Source organism: Lysinibacillus sp. NPDC094177 (assembly GCF_050279145.1).
GTDB lineage: Bacteria > Bacillota > Bacilli > Bacillales_A > Planococcaceae > Lysinibacillus.
Genome location: NZ_JBNNTW010000001.1, coordinates 23658 through 39546 on the forward strand (window position 1 = coordinate 23658; position 15889 = coordinate 39546).

Annotated in this window: 15 protein-coding genes and 5 pseudogenes; 11 read left to right on the forward strand and 9 right to left on the reverse strand. The window is 33.8% G+C overall.

Translation table 11 applies throughout. The annotated features are described in order from the left end of the window. Positions 1-47 precede the first annotated feature (47 nt). Positions 48-356, reverse strand: a complete 309-nt coding sequence (locus ACQKNC_RS00110; protein WP_427422890.1) for an antibiotic biosynthesis monooxygenase family protein — start codon at positions 354-356, stop codon at positions 48-50. Between the two features lie 91 nt (positions 357-447). On the opposite strand from ACQKNC_RS00110, the pseudogene ACQKNC_RS00115 reads away from it, so the two are divergent. Then, a pseudogene (locus ACQKNC_RS00115) lies at positions 448-1132 on the forward strand (ArsR/SmtB family transcription factor). Positions 1133-1170: 38 nt separating this feature from the next. Here the strand turns inward: ACQKNC_RS00115 and ACQKNC_RS00120 are convergent. Then, positions 1171-1365: pseudogene (locus ACQKNC_RS00120) on the reverse strand (IS5/IS1182 family transposase); the annotation flags it as partial. Between the two features lie 235 nt (positions 1366-1600). Beyond that, positions 1601-2227: pseudogene (locus tag ACQKNC_RS00125) on the reverse strand (DMT family transporter); the annotation flags it as partial. A 134-nt stretch (positions 2228-2361) separates the two neighbouring features. On the opposite strand from ACQKNC_RS00125, the gene ACQKNC_RS00130 reads away from it, so the two are divergent. Beyond that, positions 2362-3033, forward strand: coding sequence for a response regulator transcription factor (locus tag ACQKNC_RS00130; protein ID WP_427422891.1), 672 nt, complete (start codon positions 2362-2364; stop codon positions 3031-3033). Next, positions 3033-4268: a sensor histidine kinase gene (locus tag ACQKNC_RS00135; protein ID WP_427422892.1), complete on the forward strand. Its 1236-nt coding sequence runs from the start codon at positions 3033-3035 to the stop codon at positions 4266-4268. Before ACQKNC_RS00130 ends, ACQKNC_RS00135 begins: the two co-directional genes overlap by 1 nt. 36 nt (positions 4269-4304) lie before the next feature. Here ACQKNC_RS00135 and ACQKNC_RS00140 read toward each other — a convergent pair whose 3' ends face one another. The 4 genes from ACQKNC_RS00140 to ACQKNC_RS00155 are packed head-to-tail and all read right to left on the reverse strand — an operon-like array spanning position 4305 to position 6680. Next, on the reverse strand, positions 4305-4859 hold the full coding sequence (locus ACQKNC_RS00140; protein WP_427422893.1) for a ferric reductase-like transmembrane domain-containing protein: 555 nt from the start codon (positions 4857-4859) through the stop codon (positions 4305-4307). After that, positions 4860-5759, reverse strand: a complete 900-nt coding sequence (locus tag ACQKNC_RS00145; protein WP_427422894.1) for an FAD:protein FMN transferase — start codon at positions 5757-5759, stop codon at positions 4860-4862. It lies immediately after the preceding gene. A 13-nt stretch (positions 5760-5772) separates the two neighbouring features. Continuing rightward, positions 5773-6015, reverse strand: a complete 243-nt coding sequence (locus ACQKNC_RS00150) for a hypothetical protein (RefSeq protein WP_427422895.1) — start codon at positions 6013-6015, stop codon at positions 5773-5775. An 11-nt stretch (positions 6016-6026) separates the two neighbouring features. Beyond that, positions 6027-6680 (reverse strand): copper amine oxidase N-terminal domain-containing protein, encoded by a 654-nt coding sequence (locus ACQKNC_RS00155; protein ID WP_427422896.1) that lies wholly within the window; start codon positions 6678-6680, stop codon positions 6027-6029. A gap of 301 nt (positions 6681-6981) precedes the next feature. Here ACQKNC_RS00155 and ACQKNC_RS00160 point away from each other — a divergent pair, with 301 nt between their 5' ends. The 6 genes from ACQKNC_RS00160 (at position 6982) to ACQKNC_RS00185 (ending at position 11360) form a co-directional block, all read left to right on the forward strand. Then, on the forward strand, positions 6982-7449 hold the full coding sequence (locus ACQKNC_RS00160) for a LytTR family DNA-binding domain-containing protein (RefSeq protein WP_427422897.1): 468 nt from the start codon (positions 6982-6984) through the stop codon (positions 7447-7449). A gap of 81 nt (positions 7450-7530) precedes the next feature. Next, positions 7531-8049: a hypothetical protein gene (locus tag ACQKNC_RS00165; protein WP_427422898.1), complete on the forward strand. Its 519-nt coding sequence runs from the start codon at positions 7531-7533 to the stop codon at positions 8047-8049. A gap of 24 nt (positions 8050-8073) precedes the next feature. Beyond that, positions 8074-8460: a DUF3021 family protein gene (locus ACQKNC_RS00170; RefSeq protein ID WP_427422899.1), complete on the forward strand. Its 387-nt coding sequence runs from the start codon at positions 8074-8076 to the stop codon at positions 8458-8460. A 519-nt stretch (positions 8461-8979) separates the two neighbouring features. Beyond that, complete coding sequence (locus tag ACQKNC_RS00175; protein ID WP_427422900.1) at positions 8980-9417, forward strand: LytTR family DNA-binding domain-containing protein; 438 nt, start codon at positions 8980-8982, stop codon at positions 9415-9417. A gap of 12 nt (positions 9418-9429) precedes the next feature. Further along, entirely contained in the window at positions 9430-9870 is a 441-nt protein-coding gene (locus tag ACQKNC_RS00180; RefSeq protein WP_427422901.1) for a DUF3021 family protein, read from the forward strand. A gap of 185 nt (positions 9871-10055) precedes the next feature. Next, a complete protein-coding gene (locus ACQKNC_RS00185; RefSeq protein ID WP_427422902.1) occupies positions 10056-11360 on the forward strand; it encodes an alpha/beta hydrolase family protein in 1305 nt (434 codons plus the stop codon). Positions 11361-11633: 273 nt separating this feature from the next. Here ACQKNC_RS00185 and ACQKNC_RS00190 read toward each other — a convergent pair whose 3' ends face one another. Both ACQKNC_RS00190 and ACQKNC_RS00195 read right to left on the reverse strand, forming a co-directional pair. Then, on the reverse strand, positions 11634-13586 hold the full coding sequence (locus tag ACQKNC_RS00190; RefSeq protein ID WP_427422903.1) for an LTA synthase family protein: 1953 nt from the start codon (positions 13584-13586) through the stop codon (positions 11634-11636). A gap of 741 nt (positions 13587-14327) precedes the next feature. After that, positions 14328-14642 carry a hypothetical protein gene (locus ACQKNC_RS00195; RefSeq protein ID WP_427422904.1) on the reverse strand — a complete coding sequence of 105 codons (315 nt, stop codon included), beginning with the start codon at positions 14640-14642 and terminating at the stop codon, positions 14328-14330. A gap of 593 nt (positions 14643-15235) precedes the next feature. Between ACQKNC_RS00195 and ACQKNC_RS00200 the strand changes: the two are divergent. Together ACQKNC_RS00200 and ACQKNC_RS00205 are read left to right on the forward strand one after the other, a co-directional pair. Next, positions 15236-15532: pseudogene (locus ACQKNC_RS00200) on the forward strand (transposase); the annotation flags it as partial. Then, a pseudogene (locus ACQKNC_RS00205) lies at positions 15516-15831 on the forward strand (transposase); the annotation flags it as partial. The pseudogenes ACQKNC_RS00200 and ACQKNC_RS00205, both read left to right, overlap by 17 nt. Positions 15832-15889 lie beyond the last annotated feature (58 nt).

Here is a 15889-nt window from a genome sequence, read left to right on the forward strand (position 1 = left end):
CGCTCTTTAATTTTCACGAAACTGGGCGATTCCAATGCCTCGATTAATTACATTGTAAAAGAATAATCATTTATAACTTTACAAATTTCCACATTATATTGCATGTACCATTTTTCTTTTCCGAATTTCTGTGCAACCAGATGTTTTGAATTTTCTTTCCATGCCTGAATAGCCTCTAACGATTCCCAATAGGATACAGTAATGCCCTTCCCTTCAGCATTTCTAGCACTTTCTACACGAAGAAAACCAGGCTGCTTTTGTGCTAGTTCGTCCATCACTTCTGCCATCTTGGCATAGCCTTCTCCATCCTCGTCTGTTCTTTGTGATGTAAAAATTACGGCATAATATGTTTTCATAACTATTTACTCCCACCTTTTTATGTATTATTGTAAACGATAAATACTTTTACGAAAATCGAAATATGGAATGCAGAAAGGATTGTGACAAATGGGTATTAATCCAAACATGGCTGAAATCGCTTCTCTTCTTGGAGAAACTTCAAGAGCTACAATGCTTGCTAGTATGATGGATGGTCGTTTTCATACTGCCAGTGAATTAGCTTATATGGCAGCCATTAAGCCCCAGACTGCTAGCTTTCATCTTGTAAAGTTAGTAGATGGTAAACTTGTTAAAGTAGAGAAACAAGGTCGTCATCGATATTTTCAATTAGCAGACGAAGAAATTGCTCATTTACTCGAATCCTTCTTAGTGATTTCTCCACCCCCTGAAGTACGTTCTTTAAAACAATCAAGCCAAATGAAATTATTACAAGGTGCAAGAACTTGCTATGACCATTTAGCTGGTAAACTAGGTGTTCAATTAACAGATTCATTGCTTAACGCGGGCTATTTAAAACTAGAGGAAAAACAGTTTCTCATAACATCTGAAGGCACACAATTTTCCACAGAATTCGGCCTTGATTTAGATGATTTAAAAAGAAAGCGTCGATCATTTTCCCCTGCATGTTTGGATTGGAGTGAACGACGTTATCTCTAGCTGGAGCTCTTGGTCAGGGATACTTGCACATTTATTAAATTTGGGTTGGGTGACTCGTGTCCCGTCTATTCGTGCCATTAAAGTTACCGAAAAAGGGAGAACTGGCTTGAAAGAAGTTTTTCAGTTAGATGTATAAACTGGCACAGTGCTCTGTCTACTTTCCACGGCTCGACTCTCCGCGGATATTTTTTTAGTGTTAGTTTTTGCGGAGAATCTATCTTTCATCGATTCGTCAATTTTGTAGGCAGCTTTTCGAGCGTTTTTTGATTTCTCTTGTAAAAATTGTTTAGGCGTTTTTTTGTTGTAACGTGCTTTTGTATGTGTGGCATCCACAATAATCGTTTGACTGTTGATGATTTTTTTCTCCATTTCATCGGGGGCACCACCTGCACATTAATTTTTTATTATAAAGGAAAGCATGACTAAAATAATAGGTTGATACATTGCGTTGTTTGGAGAAGCATCGCTCGACTCCTGCGGGAAAGCGAGACAGACGAGACCACGCACGAAGCGAAGCGTAGGAGGAGGCTCGGCGCTCGCCCGCGGAAAGCGAGCGGAATGCTTCGGAAAACAACAGTAGTTTCACAGTGCCGAATGAAAAAAGCTAGGTATTCAACAATTTAATCGTTGAATACCTAGCAATGTGAGATGATATGGACTTTTTCAGTGCCCCCGTTTTACAAGGATCACTATTTTGTAAAAGATAATACCAGCCTGCAAATTGAACAATTGACGAGAAAATGCTAAGCCATAATAAAATGAATACCGAATGAACATTCATAGTAAAAAATGGTTGTTCTAACACAAAACTCGCCAATAAAAGTAGTAAACCACCAAAAAGCATTTGATAGGCAGATAGCACCCATATATCAAATAAAACTCCCCATTTTTTAGCCAGCAGTGTCGCAATTGCCAAAAAAACAGCTGAAAGAATACCAAAAAGAATGCCGATTTTCCCTTCAATCTGTATACCCATTGTAATCGTAACACCAATTAACCCCAAGAAAACACCACACCATTGATACAATCGGTAACGAGCTTTCGTAAATAGTGTAGCGAAGATGACTACAAGCAAAGGATTCGTAAACGTTAGAATAGAGGATTCACTTGCTGTAATTGTCCGTAAGCTTAAAAAGATACAGCCCATCACACCTGCAGTTTGAAATGCTCCAATCGTTAAAATTTTCATCCAGCCTTCTTTTGAAATCGGATGACTATTGCTATATTTAAGAACATTATAGATAGGAAAAACTTCAACTCTTATCGAAGTATGGAATACATATAGTGGAGGAAGGAACTTTTTCAGTTTCATTTCATTTTATTATGCGTATACTTAGTTGAATATAGGTAATAGGAGGAAGCGCCTTGAAAATATTACTAGCAGAAGATGATGCACGATTAAGAAGAAATATCGTTCATATTTTAAAGAAAGAATTTCACAATGTGACAGAAGCGGAGAATGGAAAGGAAGCGCTAGACCACACGCTTACAGAGCAATATGATCTTATTATTTTAGATTGGATGATGCCATACCTTAGTGGAATTCAAGTGTGCCAGCAGCTACGAAACACTGGATTCAATGGTAGTATTTTAATGCTAACAGCGAAGGACGACACAGAGGACATCATTAAAGGACTTGATAGTGGCGCAGATGATTACATAGTAAAGCCATTTAAAATTGAGGAACTGTTAGCAAGAGTTCGCGCATTACTACGAAGAAAAGATAAAGTGATAGAACAGGTCATACAGATAGATCAATTACAGCTGAATATAGATTCTCGCGTGTTTTTGTACAATAATGAAGTCGTTGATCTAACAAAAAATGAATTTCTACTGTTGGAATATTTATTTATCAATAAAGGTCGTGTACTAACTAGAGAACAAATTTGTATTTATATATGGGGCTATGATTACGATGTTTCAAATAATTCCTTAGATGCTTTAGTCAAGCTTGTTAGAAAAAAAATTGATGATGGTCAATCCAAATCACGTATTCAAAATGTTAGAGGGATTGGCTATAAACTGAGGGAAGACTAATGTTTCATAAAACGAAAAAAAAATTATCCTTATTATATGCAACGCTTTACTTTTTGCTATTTTCACTATTCGTTATTGTGCTATACTTTTCTCTTATGAAATTAATGGAAAATCAACAAATAAACGAATTAGAAGACTTTTATGGTAGGCAAGAGCACGATTTCTTTGAACATGCTCATGCCAACACTAAAACTTTAAATTATGACCCAAATCGCAGTTTTTTTTACTATATTTACACAAAGGATCATAAGTTTGTCCATGGTGATGAATCTTTTAAGGGACTGAAGAATCCGCTCGAAAAAGCGTTTGGCAATAGGAACCCAAATGAGGAACTCATACAGCATTATGAATGGCAGGAAGAGCATTTTCTACTTCTAAAAATGCCAATTTTCAATGACGATACTGTAGCAGGCTATATTATCGTTGGTAAATCTGTGACGTCACAGCATCATTTTTTCCAAATGACAAAGTACTTACTAATATTATTAACTGGTATTTCAACGGTCTTAATCGGTTTACTGGCTTATTATATGGCTGGTAAAGCGATGATCCCTATTCAATGGTCGTTCCATAAACAAAAAAAGTTTGTATCTGATGCATCTCATGAATTACGAACACCTTTAAGTATTTTTTATAGTTCACTTGAAATTTTAGAAGCTGAGGAAGCAAAGCAATTAAGCCCTTTTGGAAAAGAATTGATTGCGGATTTAAAAGATGAGGCTGAAATAATGAAAGAGCTCATAGAGAAACTGCTGTTTTTAGCAAGACATGATCAGCAGCAGGTTTCCATTCAAAAAGAGATCATACCGTTATCAACTTTACTAAAAAAAGTGAGTACGAAATTTCAACGGATTATGCCTTCCGAAATACAGTTTTCTACTGAAATTCAAGAAAACATCGAGTTGCTTGGTGATGCTTCAAAAATACAAGAGCTGCTTTATATTCTATTAGACAATGCAATAAGATATACAAATAGTGGCGCAATAACACTGACACTTTTAAAAAATCAAGACTCTGTAAAAATTATTGTTGCTGATAGTGGAGTTGGTATAACTGAACAGGAATTGCCTTTAGTATTTGAGCGATTCTACCGTAGTGATGCTGCTCGTCAACGAAATGGCACTGGTTTAGGTCTTGCCATAGCAAAAGCAATAGTGGAGCAACATGATGGAAAAATTTATGCAACAAGTACAGTAGATAAAGGCACTACATTTCATATTGAATTCCCAATATAAAAGAATCGGGGCTTGTTACGACAGCCCCGATTTCTTTTAACTATTGTGTGTTGTTGAAACATTTACTTTTTTCACGAACTGGCTTATTGTTCTTGCTGCCAGTACTAACATAGTAATCCCTCCAGAAACTACATAAAACATCATAATCAACACATTTTCTGTATCCGTTCCTATAAGCACTCCATGAGCAAGTGATATTACCCATGCTGGCAACACAAGAAAGTGAAGTTTTTTCCATAAGGAGCGATTCATTGTTCGAATCCATAAATCCGATGTCATGATGACCATTAAAAACAAATAAAATGCTATTGTTCCAAAAGCCGATGGTATAGATTGATATTTCGCTGTGAAAGGAATTAAAATCTCTACTATGCTATAAGGCTCATAATGATCGATTAAAAGCACGAACATATGCGCGATGACGGTGATTAACCCCAGCCATCCAGCATTTTGATGTATATGATAAATTAAATTTTTATGTGATTTGACAAATGATGATTTTCTCAACAAACCAAATATAATGGAAATTGTAAAGTAAAAATACGCTAATAATCCTAATAATCGAATCCATTCCCATGTACTTATAATCATTTATTTCACCCCCGTCATCCTCCAATTTGCTACTTGCCCTTCTTTAACAATAAAGCGGGCACTTTGTTGACAATTATTTTCGAACCATTGCTGCAATTCACCCTCATCCATAAGAAAGCACAGTTTTGCACCAACCTCAGCTTCACATAAAGAGGACGTTACGACTGAAGCTTGTAATACTTCTGTATTGGCGATTTCACCTGTTTGTCCGTTTAATAAATGATGCTTCTTCATTGTTCCTTGCATCCAGCTTCGATAAACTCGATTGGATGTAGCGATGGCACCTGTTTTCATTTTAATCGAGCTAATTTCCTTGTCGATATCCCAGGCATCTGCAACACCGATTGTCCAAGTCTTTTCCCCGGAAGACCACATTTTCATATCCCCTCCCCCGTCTATTAGTCCGAATTCGGGAGATACCTCTTGCTCAAGCCAATTCGCCAATTTCTCAATGGCATACCCTTTGGCAAATCCACCTAAATCAATTTCCTGATGTGCTACCTTCATAACTTGCCCATCACCTAGAAATTGAAATGGTTGATCTGCAATAAGAGATTTGTGTTGAAATGCCTTACTTTTAGCCGCATCAAATGGGAAAGATTGATTGTAACCATGCTGTTCTAAATGGCATTTAAGGTAGGGTGAAAATAAACCATTAGAAAGTTGATAATATTGATTTGCTTGCACTAAACAATCATACAGTAACGAATTAATGCATAGCGTTTCTCCAATTTCTAAATCATTTACTTGTGATAATTCATTATTTGATTGAAATCTCGACCATTCTTTTGCCACATATTGAAGCCATTTCTCGGCTTTCTCTTTCCATACGAAATGAACACCTTTTGGCATAGCAATATAAAATTCAGTGTTCATTATTTGTAAAGTTAGTGTATCCACACGACCAACTCCATTAAGTTCTTTTCGTTTTGCGCTCGCTTTTGACAGCAGGTTGACTTGTAACTTCAAAGTTTGTCCAATCCAGCTGTACTAGCTCTTTTTCTTTATTCGTCATATTTTCCTGATCTACTTCCTGAATATTATTTGTGCGTGTAGTTTCAGCTTCTGTTGGGCTGTTAATTTGGGTTAATATCGCTGCAGATAAAAGTATCCCTGACGCCCCTAAAACCCATTTTGCCTTTTTCGGATCTTTCATAGTGCTTCCCCCTAATTCGTAATTGGCTGGCATAAAAATGTTTGATTACTTTCTTGCCACTCTGCTATATAACCTAAGCCATTCGTTATTGTACTAATAGGCACATATAACTCTTCATTTACATAAAATGCTTGTGCAGGAGATGGTGTTTTCATATTGTTAGCATAAACAACGTTAGTTCCAGCACGGTAAATTAATTCATTTGCTTGATCCTGGATATCTAAAATTTTACTTTCTTTATAAAAGGTTGCTTTTGCTCCTAGGGCCTGTGCAACAGCTTTACCCGGTACAAAAAATTCCCCGTCTTTTGGTATAACAAAAAAACTCAGCTCCTTATTTGTACTTTCTACCTTTAATGTGACCTTTTGAGAGCTTGCGAAAGGTAGCACTTCTTTATCTGCAGCAACTGTTCGTGTCCAAATATTCCAAGTACCCTTGGCACTCACAGCGTCTTGAAAGTAGTAAGTTTCACCTTCTTCTTCATCGTCATAGTAATATTTCTCATCATCATCGTCATCATCGTCGTCCTTATAGTCCTTATACTCTTTATACTTTTCATGTTTTTTATCTTCATGTTCGTGATCATCTGCATGTACAATTACGCCATCTGTTATAAAGCTTGCCAATATTAGAACTACAACAAAACTAATTTTTTTCATCTTCATCGACACTACTCCTTTCTATTGACTTCATTTTAGGTTTTAAAAATGATACAAGACTGAAATTTTCAAACAAATTTTTACATTTTTAAAAGCCATTTCTATAGACAGATTCCTCTGCACTAAGAAATGGCTTGGTTCATAAAATCTCTTATTCTTTTGTATACAGCATCTCGGTAAACTATCCTACACTATAAGCTGGGTACCCAAAATTAGCGTAACTTTTTTGATATACTCTTTACATATATCGCATAATCGTTCACATTAAAATATGAAGAAACAACTTTGAAAGGGATATATGTCTTAAATGAAAGTAAACATTAAAATTATTGAAAAACTTAAAGAAGAATCATGTACATTTAACATTCACAAAGTAACGTCCTTTATTCAAGATATCGTCTCAACTCTTGAAAAAAGCTCTGACAACTATTTACTAGCAAATTCTATATCAAAAAACGAACAAGAAAAAATACCTTATTCCAATATATTTTATTTAGAGTATCTTGAACGAAAAATATTTATTTACACAACTGATACTATTTTTGAAATAAAAAGCCCATTATATAAATTAGAACAGGATCTTCCGAATAACTTTATCAGAATCTCAAAAACTATCATTATCAATATTCATTTTTTAAATAAATTTTCGGTTAAAACTAATGGTAGTCTTGAAGCAATTCTCTCTAATGAAGAAAAAATAATTGTGTCAAGAAAATATGTATCTTCCCTAAAAAAAGGGCTAACAAGATATTCCAAAACTCCACTTATGTATTGATTTTCACCACATATGTTTAAACGTATTTCTTTATCCCCTATTTGATGCCATTATGGATAACATCAAAGGAGGAAATAAAAAATGTATAACATTATTCAAGAAGTGCTTTTAAGAACGCCATTGTGGGTATGGATATTATTATTTTTTTTAATAAAAAGAGGTATTGCTATTTCTCAGGAAAGGCCAATCAATTTATCTAAAATGTTTTTAGTTCCTTTCATATTTATGATATGGGGATTTGAAAAAATGATCACTCAATTTTCGCACTTAGAATTTTGTTTAATTAGCTATTTCTTTTTCATATTTCCTGGGACTTTAATTGGTTATTTATTGTATAAAAAATATCAAAACTTTTTCAAATTGGAATCAGTTATTATCAGGAAGAAGTGTTATCTTCCATTAATCATTATCCTGATAAATTTTTTGGTGAAGTATCTTTTAAATGTAACTTTGGGCATCTCTCCATCATTTTATAATGACACTTCAATTAATATCATTTATTCTGCAGTAAGTGGACTATCTATAGGACTTTTCTTCGGGGGAATTCTTTATACATATAATGTACAAAAAGAATTAAACAAGCCTATCTTACAATCATAAAAATTTTGAGGGGAAGACATTTCATTGCAATTAAAAAATAGATTATTTTCAGGGTTAGGCACTGGTGCATTTATATATATGCTAGTTTTACTATCGAGAAAAAACATCATCTCTTCAGAAGCTGAGATTATTGGTGTGTTAATAATCTCAGCTTGCGCAGGTATTTTTACAATCATTTTTGAAATTGAAAAAATTAACTATTTATTTGCTTTAAGCATCCATTTTATCGTGATGTTTCTAGTCGTCTTTTCTATATCTTTATATAACAAGTGGACAGATAATTTTCTAAGTGCAGATTTTCTTGGTGGTTTTTTATTAATATATATATTTGCATGGATTATAACAATTATAAAGACAAAAAAAGATGCAAATGAACTCAATACATTACTAAAACAGATAAGAAATTTTTAAATTAAAAGAGTATTTAAATAGACCAAATCATATTTACCGATACTAATCGGCAACGTCTAATATCCTCTCTGGAGGATTAAATGGTAAGATGATTGGAAGAATTTTCATTAACAAAAAACTTGCGAAACTACTATCTGTAATTAATTGCGCTCCCTACATGGATATTGCATTGTTGACCTGGTGTGATTCCCCCTGCTTGTAGTGGTTCTAATGATAGTACTATTTGTAATTTCTAAGCTTTCACATTAGTAAAGGGGGTTAAAGAAATAACGAGTGAAAAATAGTCACTCGCTATTTCTTTTTCTTTATATTTCCTGTATTGCTCCCTTTCTCCTTCACTTGACTTAGCAGATTATGGATAATATTATAGTATAAAATCCAAACGGTTAATCAGATATAAAAAAAGGATATGGAGGTGTTATCATTAGAATAAACAAACCAAATTAGTTATGCTTCATTTGCAAATTTATATAGAATTCAAGTGAAACTGAAATAATTTGAATTTTCGTGGGTGATGATTTGAAAATTTCAATAGAAAAAATAAGCCAAGAATTAGAAGAAGAGATTATTATTAGGTGTCATGAGGTTGATGACGAAATATATGACATCATCGACAAGCTGAAAACCGAGAACCTCATTTTACTTGGCCATCAAAATGAAAGTATTCACCGCATTAACCTTGGTGATATCTATTATTTCGAGGCAGTCGAGGGAAAAGTTTTTATGTACTGCAAGGATAACGTTTTTGAGGTAAAACAAAAACTATACGAATTAGAAGAATTATGTACGGGAAAAAACTGTTTTCGCGCGTCGAAATCAACAATTTTGAACATCACGAAAATTTCATCTGTTTATCCGACCATTAGTGGCCGATTCGAAGCGGTGTTGGATAACGGAGAACGTGCTGTTATATCAAGGCAATATGTGCCTATCCTAAAAAATATGCTTGGTTTGTAAAGAGGGATACATATGAATTTTTTTGAATTTGTGCAAAAGATAATTAAGAATTTCTTTATCATCTTCGCATCTATAATCATGATGATTACTTTGTTGCGACAAATGTTTTATCCTGACATGGCCTTTGCCTTTGATTTGAAGTCGATTTATATCATAATGGCAATTTCATTTTTAAGTGCATTAACCGGATTTATTTTATATTCTCCTAAAGATCTAAGCGAGAAGGAAATGCGAATAAGGATTATTATTCATTTCTTCACTTTGGAGATTTTATTGATTGTCCTTGGCAGCGCTCTGAATCTTGTAACTGATCCAACAGGTGTAATCCTTCTTGCATTGCAAATTGCCGTAATCTATCTCATAGTTCGTGTACTGTCATGGCAAAATGATAAAAAAGATGCAAAAAAAATTAATGAAAAACTAAAGGCATTAAAGAAAGACTTTGGTGAGTGATCAAAAAAATTAATAAGCAGTAGTTATCTGTAACAAATTAATTTACGGTAAGCATTAGAGCTTACCGTTTTTTTTGCATCTTATCGGCCTGTGGATACAACTTACCGTTTTCCCATATACATCCTCCCTTCCGTTTAATATGATGATTTTACAAAAAATTTTTCCAATGAGGTGGAGTTATGAATATGGGAATTTCCCTTTTATTAGTCGCTTTGATTTTTGAGATTACCTTTGACATCTATTGCATAGTAACAAAGAAAAACCATAAAAAAATAAAGAGTTGGATTAGAATTGCTATATTTATTGTATTTGCAATACTTACTGTTTCATCAGTGATTGTCTGGAGTTTTCGCTGGGTAATGCTTGCTATACTACTTTTCTTATTAGCTTTAAATGGTACAGTATCTCTTATCCATAAGAAAACGAATAGTAAACCATACAAAACTTCTAGCATTGTTTGGAAGTCCATTATGATGATATTGACATTTGTATTTGCACTTTCACCTGCCATTATCTTTCCACAGCATCCATCACCAAAAGTGACAGGAGAATATAAAGTTGCAACTGCTCCTTACACATATCTTGACAAGAATCGTATTGAGGAATTTACGGACAAAGGGGACAACAGATTTGTTAATGTAGAATTTTGGTATCCCAAAAACGCAGATGGAACATACCCTCTATTAGTGTTCTCACATGGGGCATATGGTATCAAGACAAGCAACAGATCTACCTATACTGAGCTGGCAAGCCACGGTTATGTAGTCGTATCTATCGACCATCCCTATCACTCCTTCTTTACTCGTTCAGAGGATGGAACAGTAACTATGATCAATTCGGATTTTCGCCATGAATTCGAAAAAAATATGAATAAAGGCATTTACTCGAATGAAGAACGGTACAATATCATTCAAAAATGGATGAAACTACGAACAGACGATATGAATTTTGTCATTGATACGATACTTACAAAAGTCAAAAGTGACAATGACCCGATTTATCAACATATCAATACAGAAAAAATTGGTGTGTTTGGACACTCAATGGGCGGTGCAGCGAGTGTTTGGTTAGACAGAGAGCGTAATGATATAAGTGCAGTTGTAAATATTGATGCCCCATTCTTAAGTGAGCTTGTTTATAAGAAAGAAATTGATGATTTTGTAGCAAGCAGCAAAGACTTTACGACCCCACTTCTTAACATTTATTCTGACGATGTTTGGGGACAGCTCGAAAACAACTCCATTTATATAGCGAACAAACCTAATAATGAACACTTCAAAGAAGCATATACTGTTCATTTTCAAGGGGCAAAACATTTAAGTTTGACCGATTTGCCGCTTTTCTCTCCAATACTGACAAATATTTTACAAGGAGGAAAAGCTGATATTGATCAATCTTACTGCATTGAAAACGAAAATGAACTAATTCTTAAATTTTTTGACTTTGAATTAAAGGGAATCGGCCATTTTGCTCCCAAAGAGACATATTGAATAAAGTTTCTGCCGTAATTTGCACTTGTCATCGATATTTTGGATACGGCGACCATGTCCTGTCAAATTTATAGCAAAGTATTATTGAGTCTTCTCTATTAAAGAACTTTTCTTTCATTTAAACATCTAAAAAGGCTTAGGAATAATCCCTAAGCCTTTCAATCTTTCTATCTAAAAAACAATTCAAGATAACGGTAGATACCAAAAGCAATCGGATAATAAACGCTTTGATATCAAACACATCATCTTGAACTGCCCAGCAAATTGCAACAATTATTTAGATTCTACATTCGCATCTTTCGAGTAATTATACTTAGAAGGATCCACTGGAGTATAACCTTTTGGCGTATAGAATCTCAACAAGTCACCATTCACCACTTTGTCAGATAATTCTAATTTACGATCTACATTATTTTTAAGAGTTTTCGCATACTCTAATTGACTATCATCTAGTAGTAAACCTGTTTTATTATCATAAAATTTCCCATTCACCGAATAAATAGTAGGACTGACAAAACCGCCATTTCTAAATGGTACAACTTCATCATGGTCTTTTGATAATAAGTCGGAACCAAATTGAACAAATTTTTGCGTATCAATTCCTAGTAAATGTAATAACGTTGGAAGAAGGTCTGTTTGGCCACCATAAGCATGGTTAGTTCCACCTTGCATTCCTGGAACATGTATAAATAATGGTACGCGTTGCAAATTAGCATTTTCATACGGTGTAATTTCTTTTCCAATGACTTGTTCCATCGCATCATTATGATTATCTGAAATACCGTAATGGTCACCATAAAGAACAATCATCGTATTATCATATAAGCCTAATTCTTTTAATTGATTGAACATTTGTTTGATTGCTTCATCTGCATAACGTGCTGTTTGGAAATAATTATCTACACTTGCATCTCCAGTATTAGCTTTATTAATTGTTACTAAGTCTTGATTCATTGTATACGGGAAGTGGTTCCCTACCGTAATAAATTTCGTATAAAAAGGTTGTGGTAACGATTTTAATAGACTTTCAGATTGTTTAAAGAATGGTTTATCTAACAAACCATATTCAGCCATGTTTTCTGAAGAATTCGTGTCATAGTAGCTAGCATCGTAGAAATGCTCAAATCCAAATGATTTATAAATCTCATTACGATTCCAGAAGCTTCCGTTATTACCATGGAATACAGCAGATGTATAACCATAATCTTTTAAAATACTAGGAGCTGCTTGGTACGTATTTTGTGCTTTTGTAATATAAGCAGATCCTTGTGGTAACCCAAACATAGAATTTTCCAGCATAAATTCTGCATCGGAAGTTTTACCCTGACCTGTTTGATGGAAGAAATTATCAAAATACATTGTATTCTTATCTTTTGTTAATGAATTTAAAAATGGTGTAACTTCTTCACCGTTTAATTTATAGTTGATAAGAAAGTTTTGGAATGATTCTAAATGTAAATAGATGACGTTCATTCCTTTTGCTTTACCAAAATATTCTGCATTCGGTTTGGCGTAGTTAGATTTTGTATAGTTCATCACTTCTGTAATATCACTACTATCCGCCAAAGCTCTCTGTGAAGATGCTTTCATAGTTTCTACTGAATCATAAATCGTATAGTTATACATTCCTAGATATTTCACAATATAGTTTCTATCAAAACCTCGAGATAATAGTTGCGGACGATCTGCTTCAGCTAATCCTAAATTTAGGAATGATATTGCTAATGCAAAAGTAATGATTGCCGTTGCTTTTTTATATCCAAAACGATTGTTTTCCTTTGGTATTCTTCTTGAGAATCGTAGGTAAAACATTACAAATACATCCACAAAGAACAAAATATCAAAAGGCTTTATTAAAGTAAGAACACTACCACCTAAATCTCCGAAGTTCTGCGTTTGGATAACTGTAGGTAATGTAATGAAATCACTGAAAAATCGATAATAAACAACATTGGCATATAAAAGAATAGACATCAGAGTGTAAACTACAACTAGTGATGTATATTTTCTCTTTCCTCTAAATAAAAATGATATTCCTAGAAACAGCATTGCTGAACCTAGTGGATTTATTAGTAAAAGGAAATGTTGAAGGAATCCTTCTACTCCTAGTTTAAATTGTGTTGTTTGAGTGATGTATGTTTTAATCCATAACATTAAAACAGCTAGTATATATATCCCTAAAAAGTTCTTTAACAGGGCATCTTTTTTACTTAATAAATTTTTCATTTTTGCACCTACCTTTTACTTACTTAAATTAAATTCTAGTTGTATATTAACTTAGATAATAAGTATATATTGCATTTTTAAAATTGTTACTTCACAATAGCTTTTTCCGCAACTATTGTATACTACTCCCCTTATAGACTTCTGTCAAGTTGTTAATATAATTGAAGATTACGGGGGATTTTAAACCATTGGAATACCTCATTGTTTATTCATTTTTCCCACTTAAAATCAACAATAGCAATTCTAAAACAGAATTTTAGTTTTTACAATTAAATTTTGTGACATGAAACTTATAATTTTGTAAGGTTTAATTTCATTGAACTACTCCCACTTTCGCTTCGCTTAGAAGTTGGAAATTCCTAAGAACACCTTCGTAACTGAAAGTTTGAATTTTATGTACATCAATACCCATAATATTACAGCACCAATAAAAATACCAGCACAGCACAATAATACAATAAACGTTCTCTCAAAAAAATTTTGAAATATATAAACCTCTATCTAACTACTTCTTATATAGAAAGAATTAATGGCTTCTCATCAAACCATAAGTTAAAAAACCCTGTTTGATTCTTTAACTAAACTGCGCCATAAGTAAAAAAGCATTTCAATTTTTTATAGAAACGTACCCGTAAAATTAAATCGTTTGAGTGAATACTAAAATATGTAGAATCAATTGCTATGAATACCTATTCCATCAAAACCGTCTCATTCATAGCAATTGCTCATTTGTTTACATTATTATTTTGATGAACTACCAGTTGATCGATTAATGGCTGTATTTTGTACTGATTGATTCATTTGTTGTGAAGACTGGTTTGTTTGTTCTTGAGGTTGCTTCGTTTGTTGTGAAGATTGGTTCATTTGTTGTAAAGGCTGAGACATTTGCTGCAATGGTTGTGCCATTTGTTGTATTGGCTGCATCATTTGTTGGGCACTCTGTAGATTTAATTTATTCGAAATATTTTTTGTAAACTGTTGAAGGGTACCATTTTGCAATACTCTAGCAACACCTATAATAACAGCTCCTATTACACTCCATGTAAGAAATCTCACTAATACACCTCCTTCCTAAAAAAATTTGAAACAGGTTTAGTATTGGAAATCAGGCTAATACTATACTGAACATTTTTTGGGTTATTAATGTTTTGATACTAACCAAAAAAAGGTACTAAAACATCTATACATAAAAAAAGATGTTACATGTATTCAGTCAATTATATTTAATCATTTGGTAATAAACGTACTCCTGAAGATGTAGTTAACACCACTTTTAAAGGTTTAACGAGGGGGAAGTTTCTATAGTTGATGGAATTAACAATATATTTACTAGTATTGTTCTACGATTAACAGAAAAGAGAGATGCTATCTCATTTTGTGAATGGCTTCCCTCATGATAAAGTTTTAGAATTGCTATTTTTTAAATATTTACTTTTACACATAAAAATATTCCCCATTAAATAAAGAGGGCACTGAAAAAGTCCATATCTTCTCACATTGCGAGGTATTCAACGATTTAATCGTTGAATACCTCGCTTTTTTCATTTGGCACTGTGACTCTACTGTTGTTTTCCGAAGCATTCCGCTCGCTTTCCGCGGGCGAGCGCCGAGCCTCCTCCTACGCTTCGCTTCGTGCGGGGATCTAAGATATTGTTGTGCCAAAAGATAATATACTTCGCCAAATCAATGAACTTGTTGATTTTTCATTCATTTTAGAAGAGTTAAAAACAAAATATTGTTTAGACAATGGACGTAATGCCATTCCTCCAATTCGTATGTTTAAGTACTTATTATTAAAAGCAATTTATGATGTATCAGACGTCGACCTTGTAGAGCGTTCAAAGTACGATGTGTCATTCAAATATTTCTTCGATATGGCGCCAGAAGATCCAGTCATTGATTCAAGTTCGCTTACAAAATTTCGTCGGCTTCGTCTTCGAAAAATGCAAAGTATGTCCAATGAGAGAGGGCTGTTATAAAGAAGGCGCAAAAAGTAAAACATATTCTGTCACAATTAAGTCGGATACACATGCCGAACAAGAGGCATTTCAAAATACGGAAGCATTTTATCAATTAGCCGCAAATCGCTACAAAGTAGAAGCGAAGAATAGCGAATTTAAAAAACGGACACGGGTACGATACGGCATCGACTGCGGGACTATTTGGCATGGAAAATCAAGGTGCTACAACGATATTCGCTGTCAATTTGAAACGGATATTAAAGCTACTAAACGAAAATGAATAAGAAATAATGACGAAATAAGGCACCTCCTGTTCAAAATTGAACAAGAAGTGCCTTATTT

Bases quoted from the DNA above. Each gene is read 5' to 3' on its own strand.
- ACQKNC_RS00110 (WP_427422890.1), bottom strand. From the start codon at position 356: ATGAAAACATATTATGCCGTAATTTTTACATCACAAAGAACAGACGAG.
- ACQKNC_RS00135 (WP_427422892.1), top strand. From the start codon at position 3,033: ATGTTTCATAAAACGAAAAAAAAATTATCCTTATTATATGCAACGCTT.
- ACQKNC_RS00140 (WP_427422893.1), bottom strand. From the start codon at position 4,859: ATGATTATAAGTACATGGGAATGGATTCGATTATTAGGATTATTAGCG.
- ACQKNC_RS00150 (WP_427422895.1), bottom strand. From the start codon at position 6,015: ATGAAAGATCCGAAAAAGGCAAAATGGGTTTTAGGGGCGTCAGGGATA.
- ACQKNC_RS00155 (WP_427422896.1), bottom strand. From the start codon at position 6,680: ATGAAGATGAAAAAAATTAGTTTTGTTGTAGTTCTAATATTGGCAAGC.
- ACQKNC_RS00160 (WP_427422897.1), top strand. From the start codon at position 6,982: ATGAAAGTAAACATTAAAATTATTGAAAAACTTAAAGAAGAATCATGT.
- ACQKNC_RS00165 (WP_427422898.1), top strand. From the start codon at position 7,531: ATGTATAACATTATTCAAGAAGTGCTTTTAAGAACGCCATTGTGGGTA.
- ACQKNC_RS00180 (WP_427422901.1), top strand. From the start codon at position 9,430: ATGAATTTTTTTGAATTTGTGCAAAAGATAATTAAGAATTTCTTTATC.
- ACQKNC_RS00185 (WP_427422902.1), top strand. From the start codon at position 10,056: ATGGGAATTTCCCTTTTATTAGTCGCTTTGATTTTTGAGATTACCTTT.
- ACQKNC_RS00190 (WP_427422903.1), bottom strand. From the start codon at position 13,586: ATGAAAAATTTATTAAGTAAAAAAGATGCCCTGTTAAAGAACTTTTTA.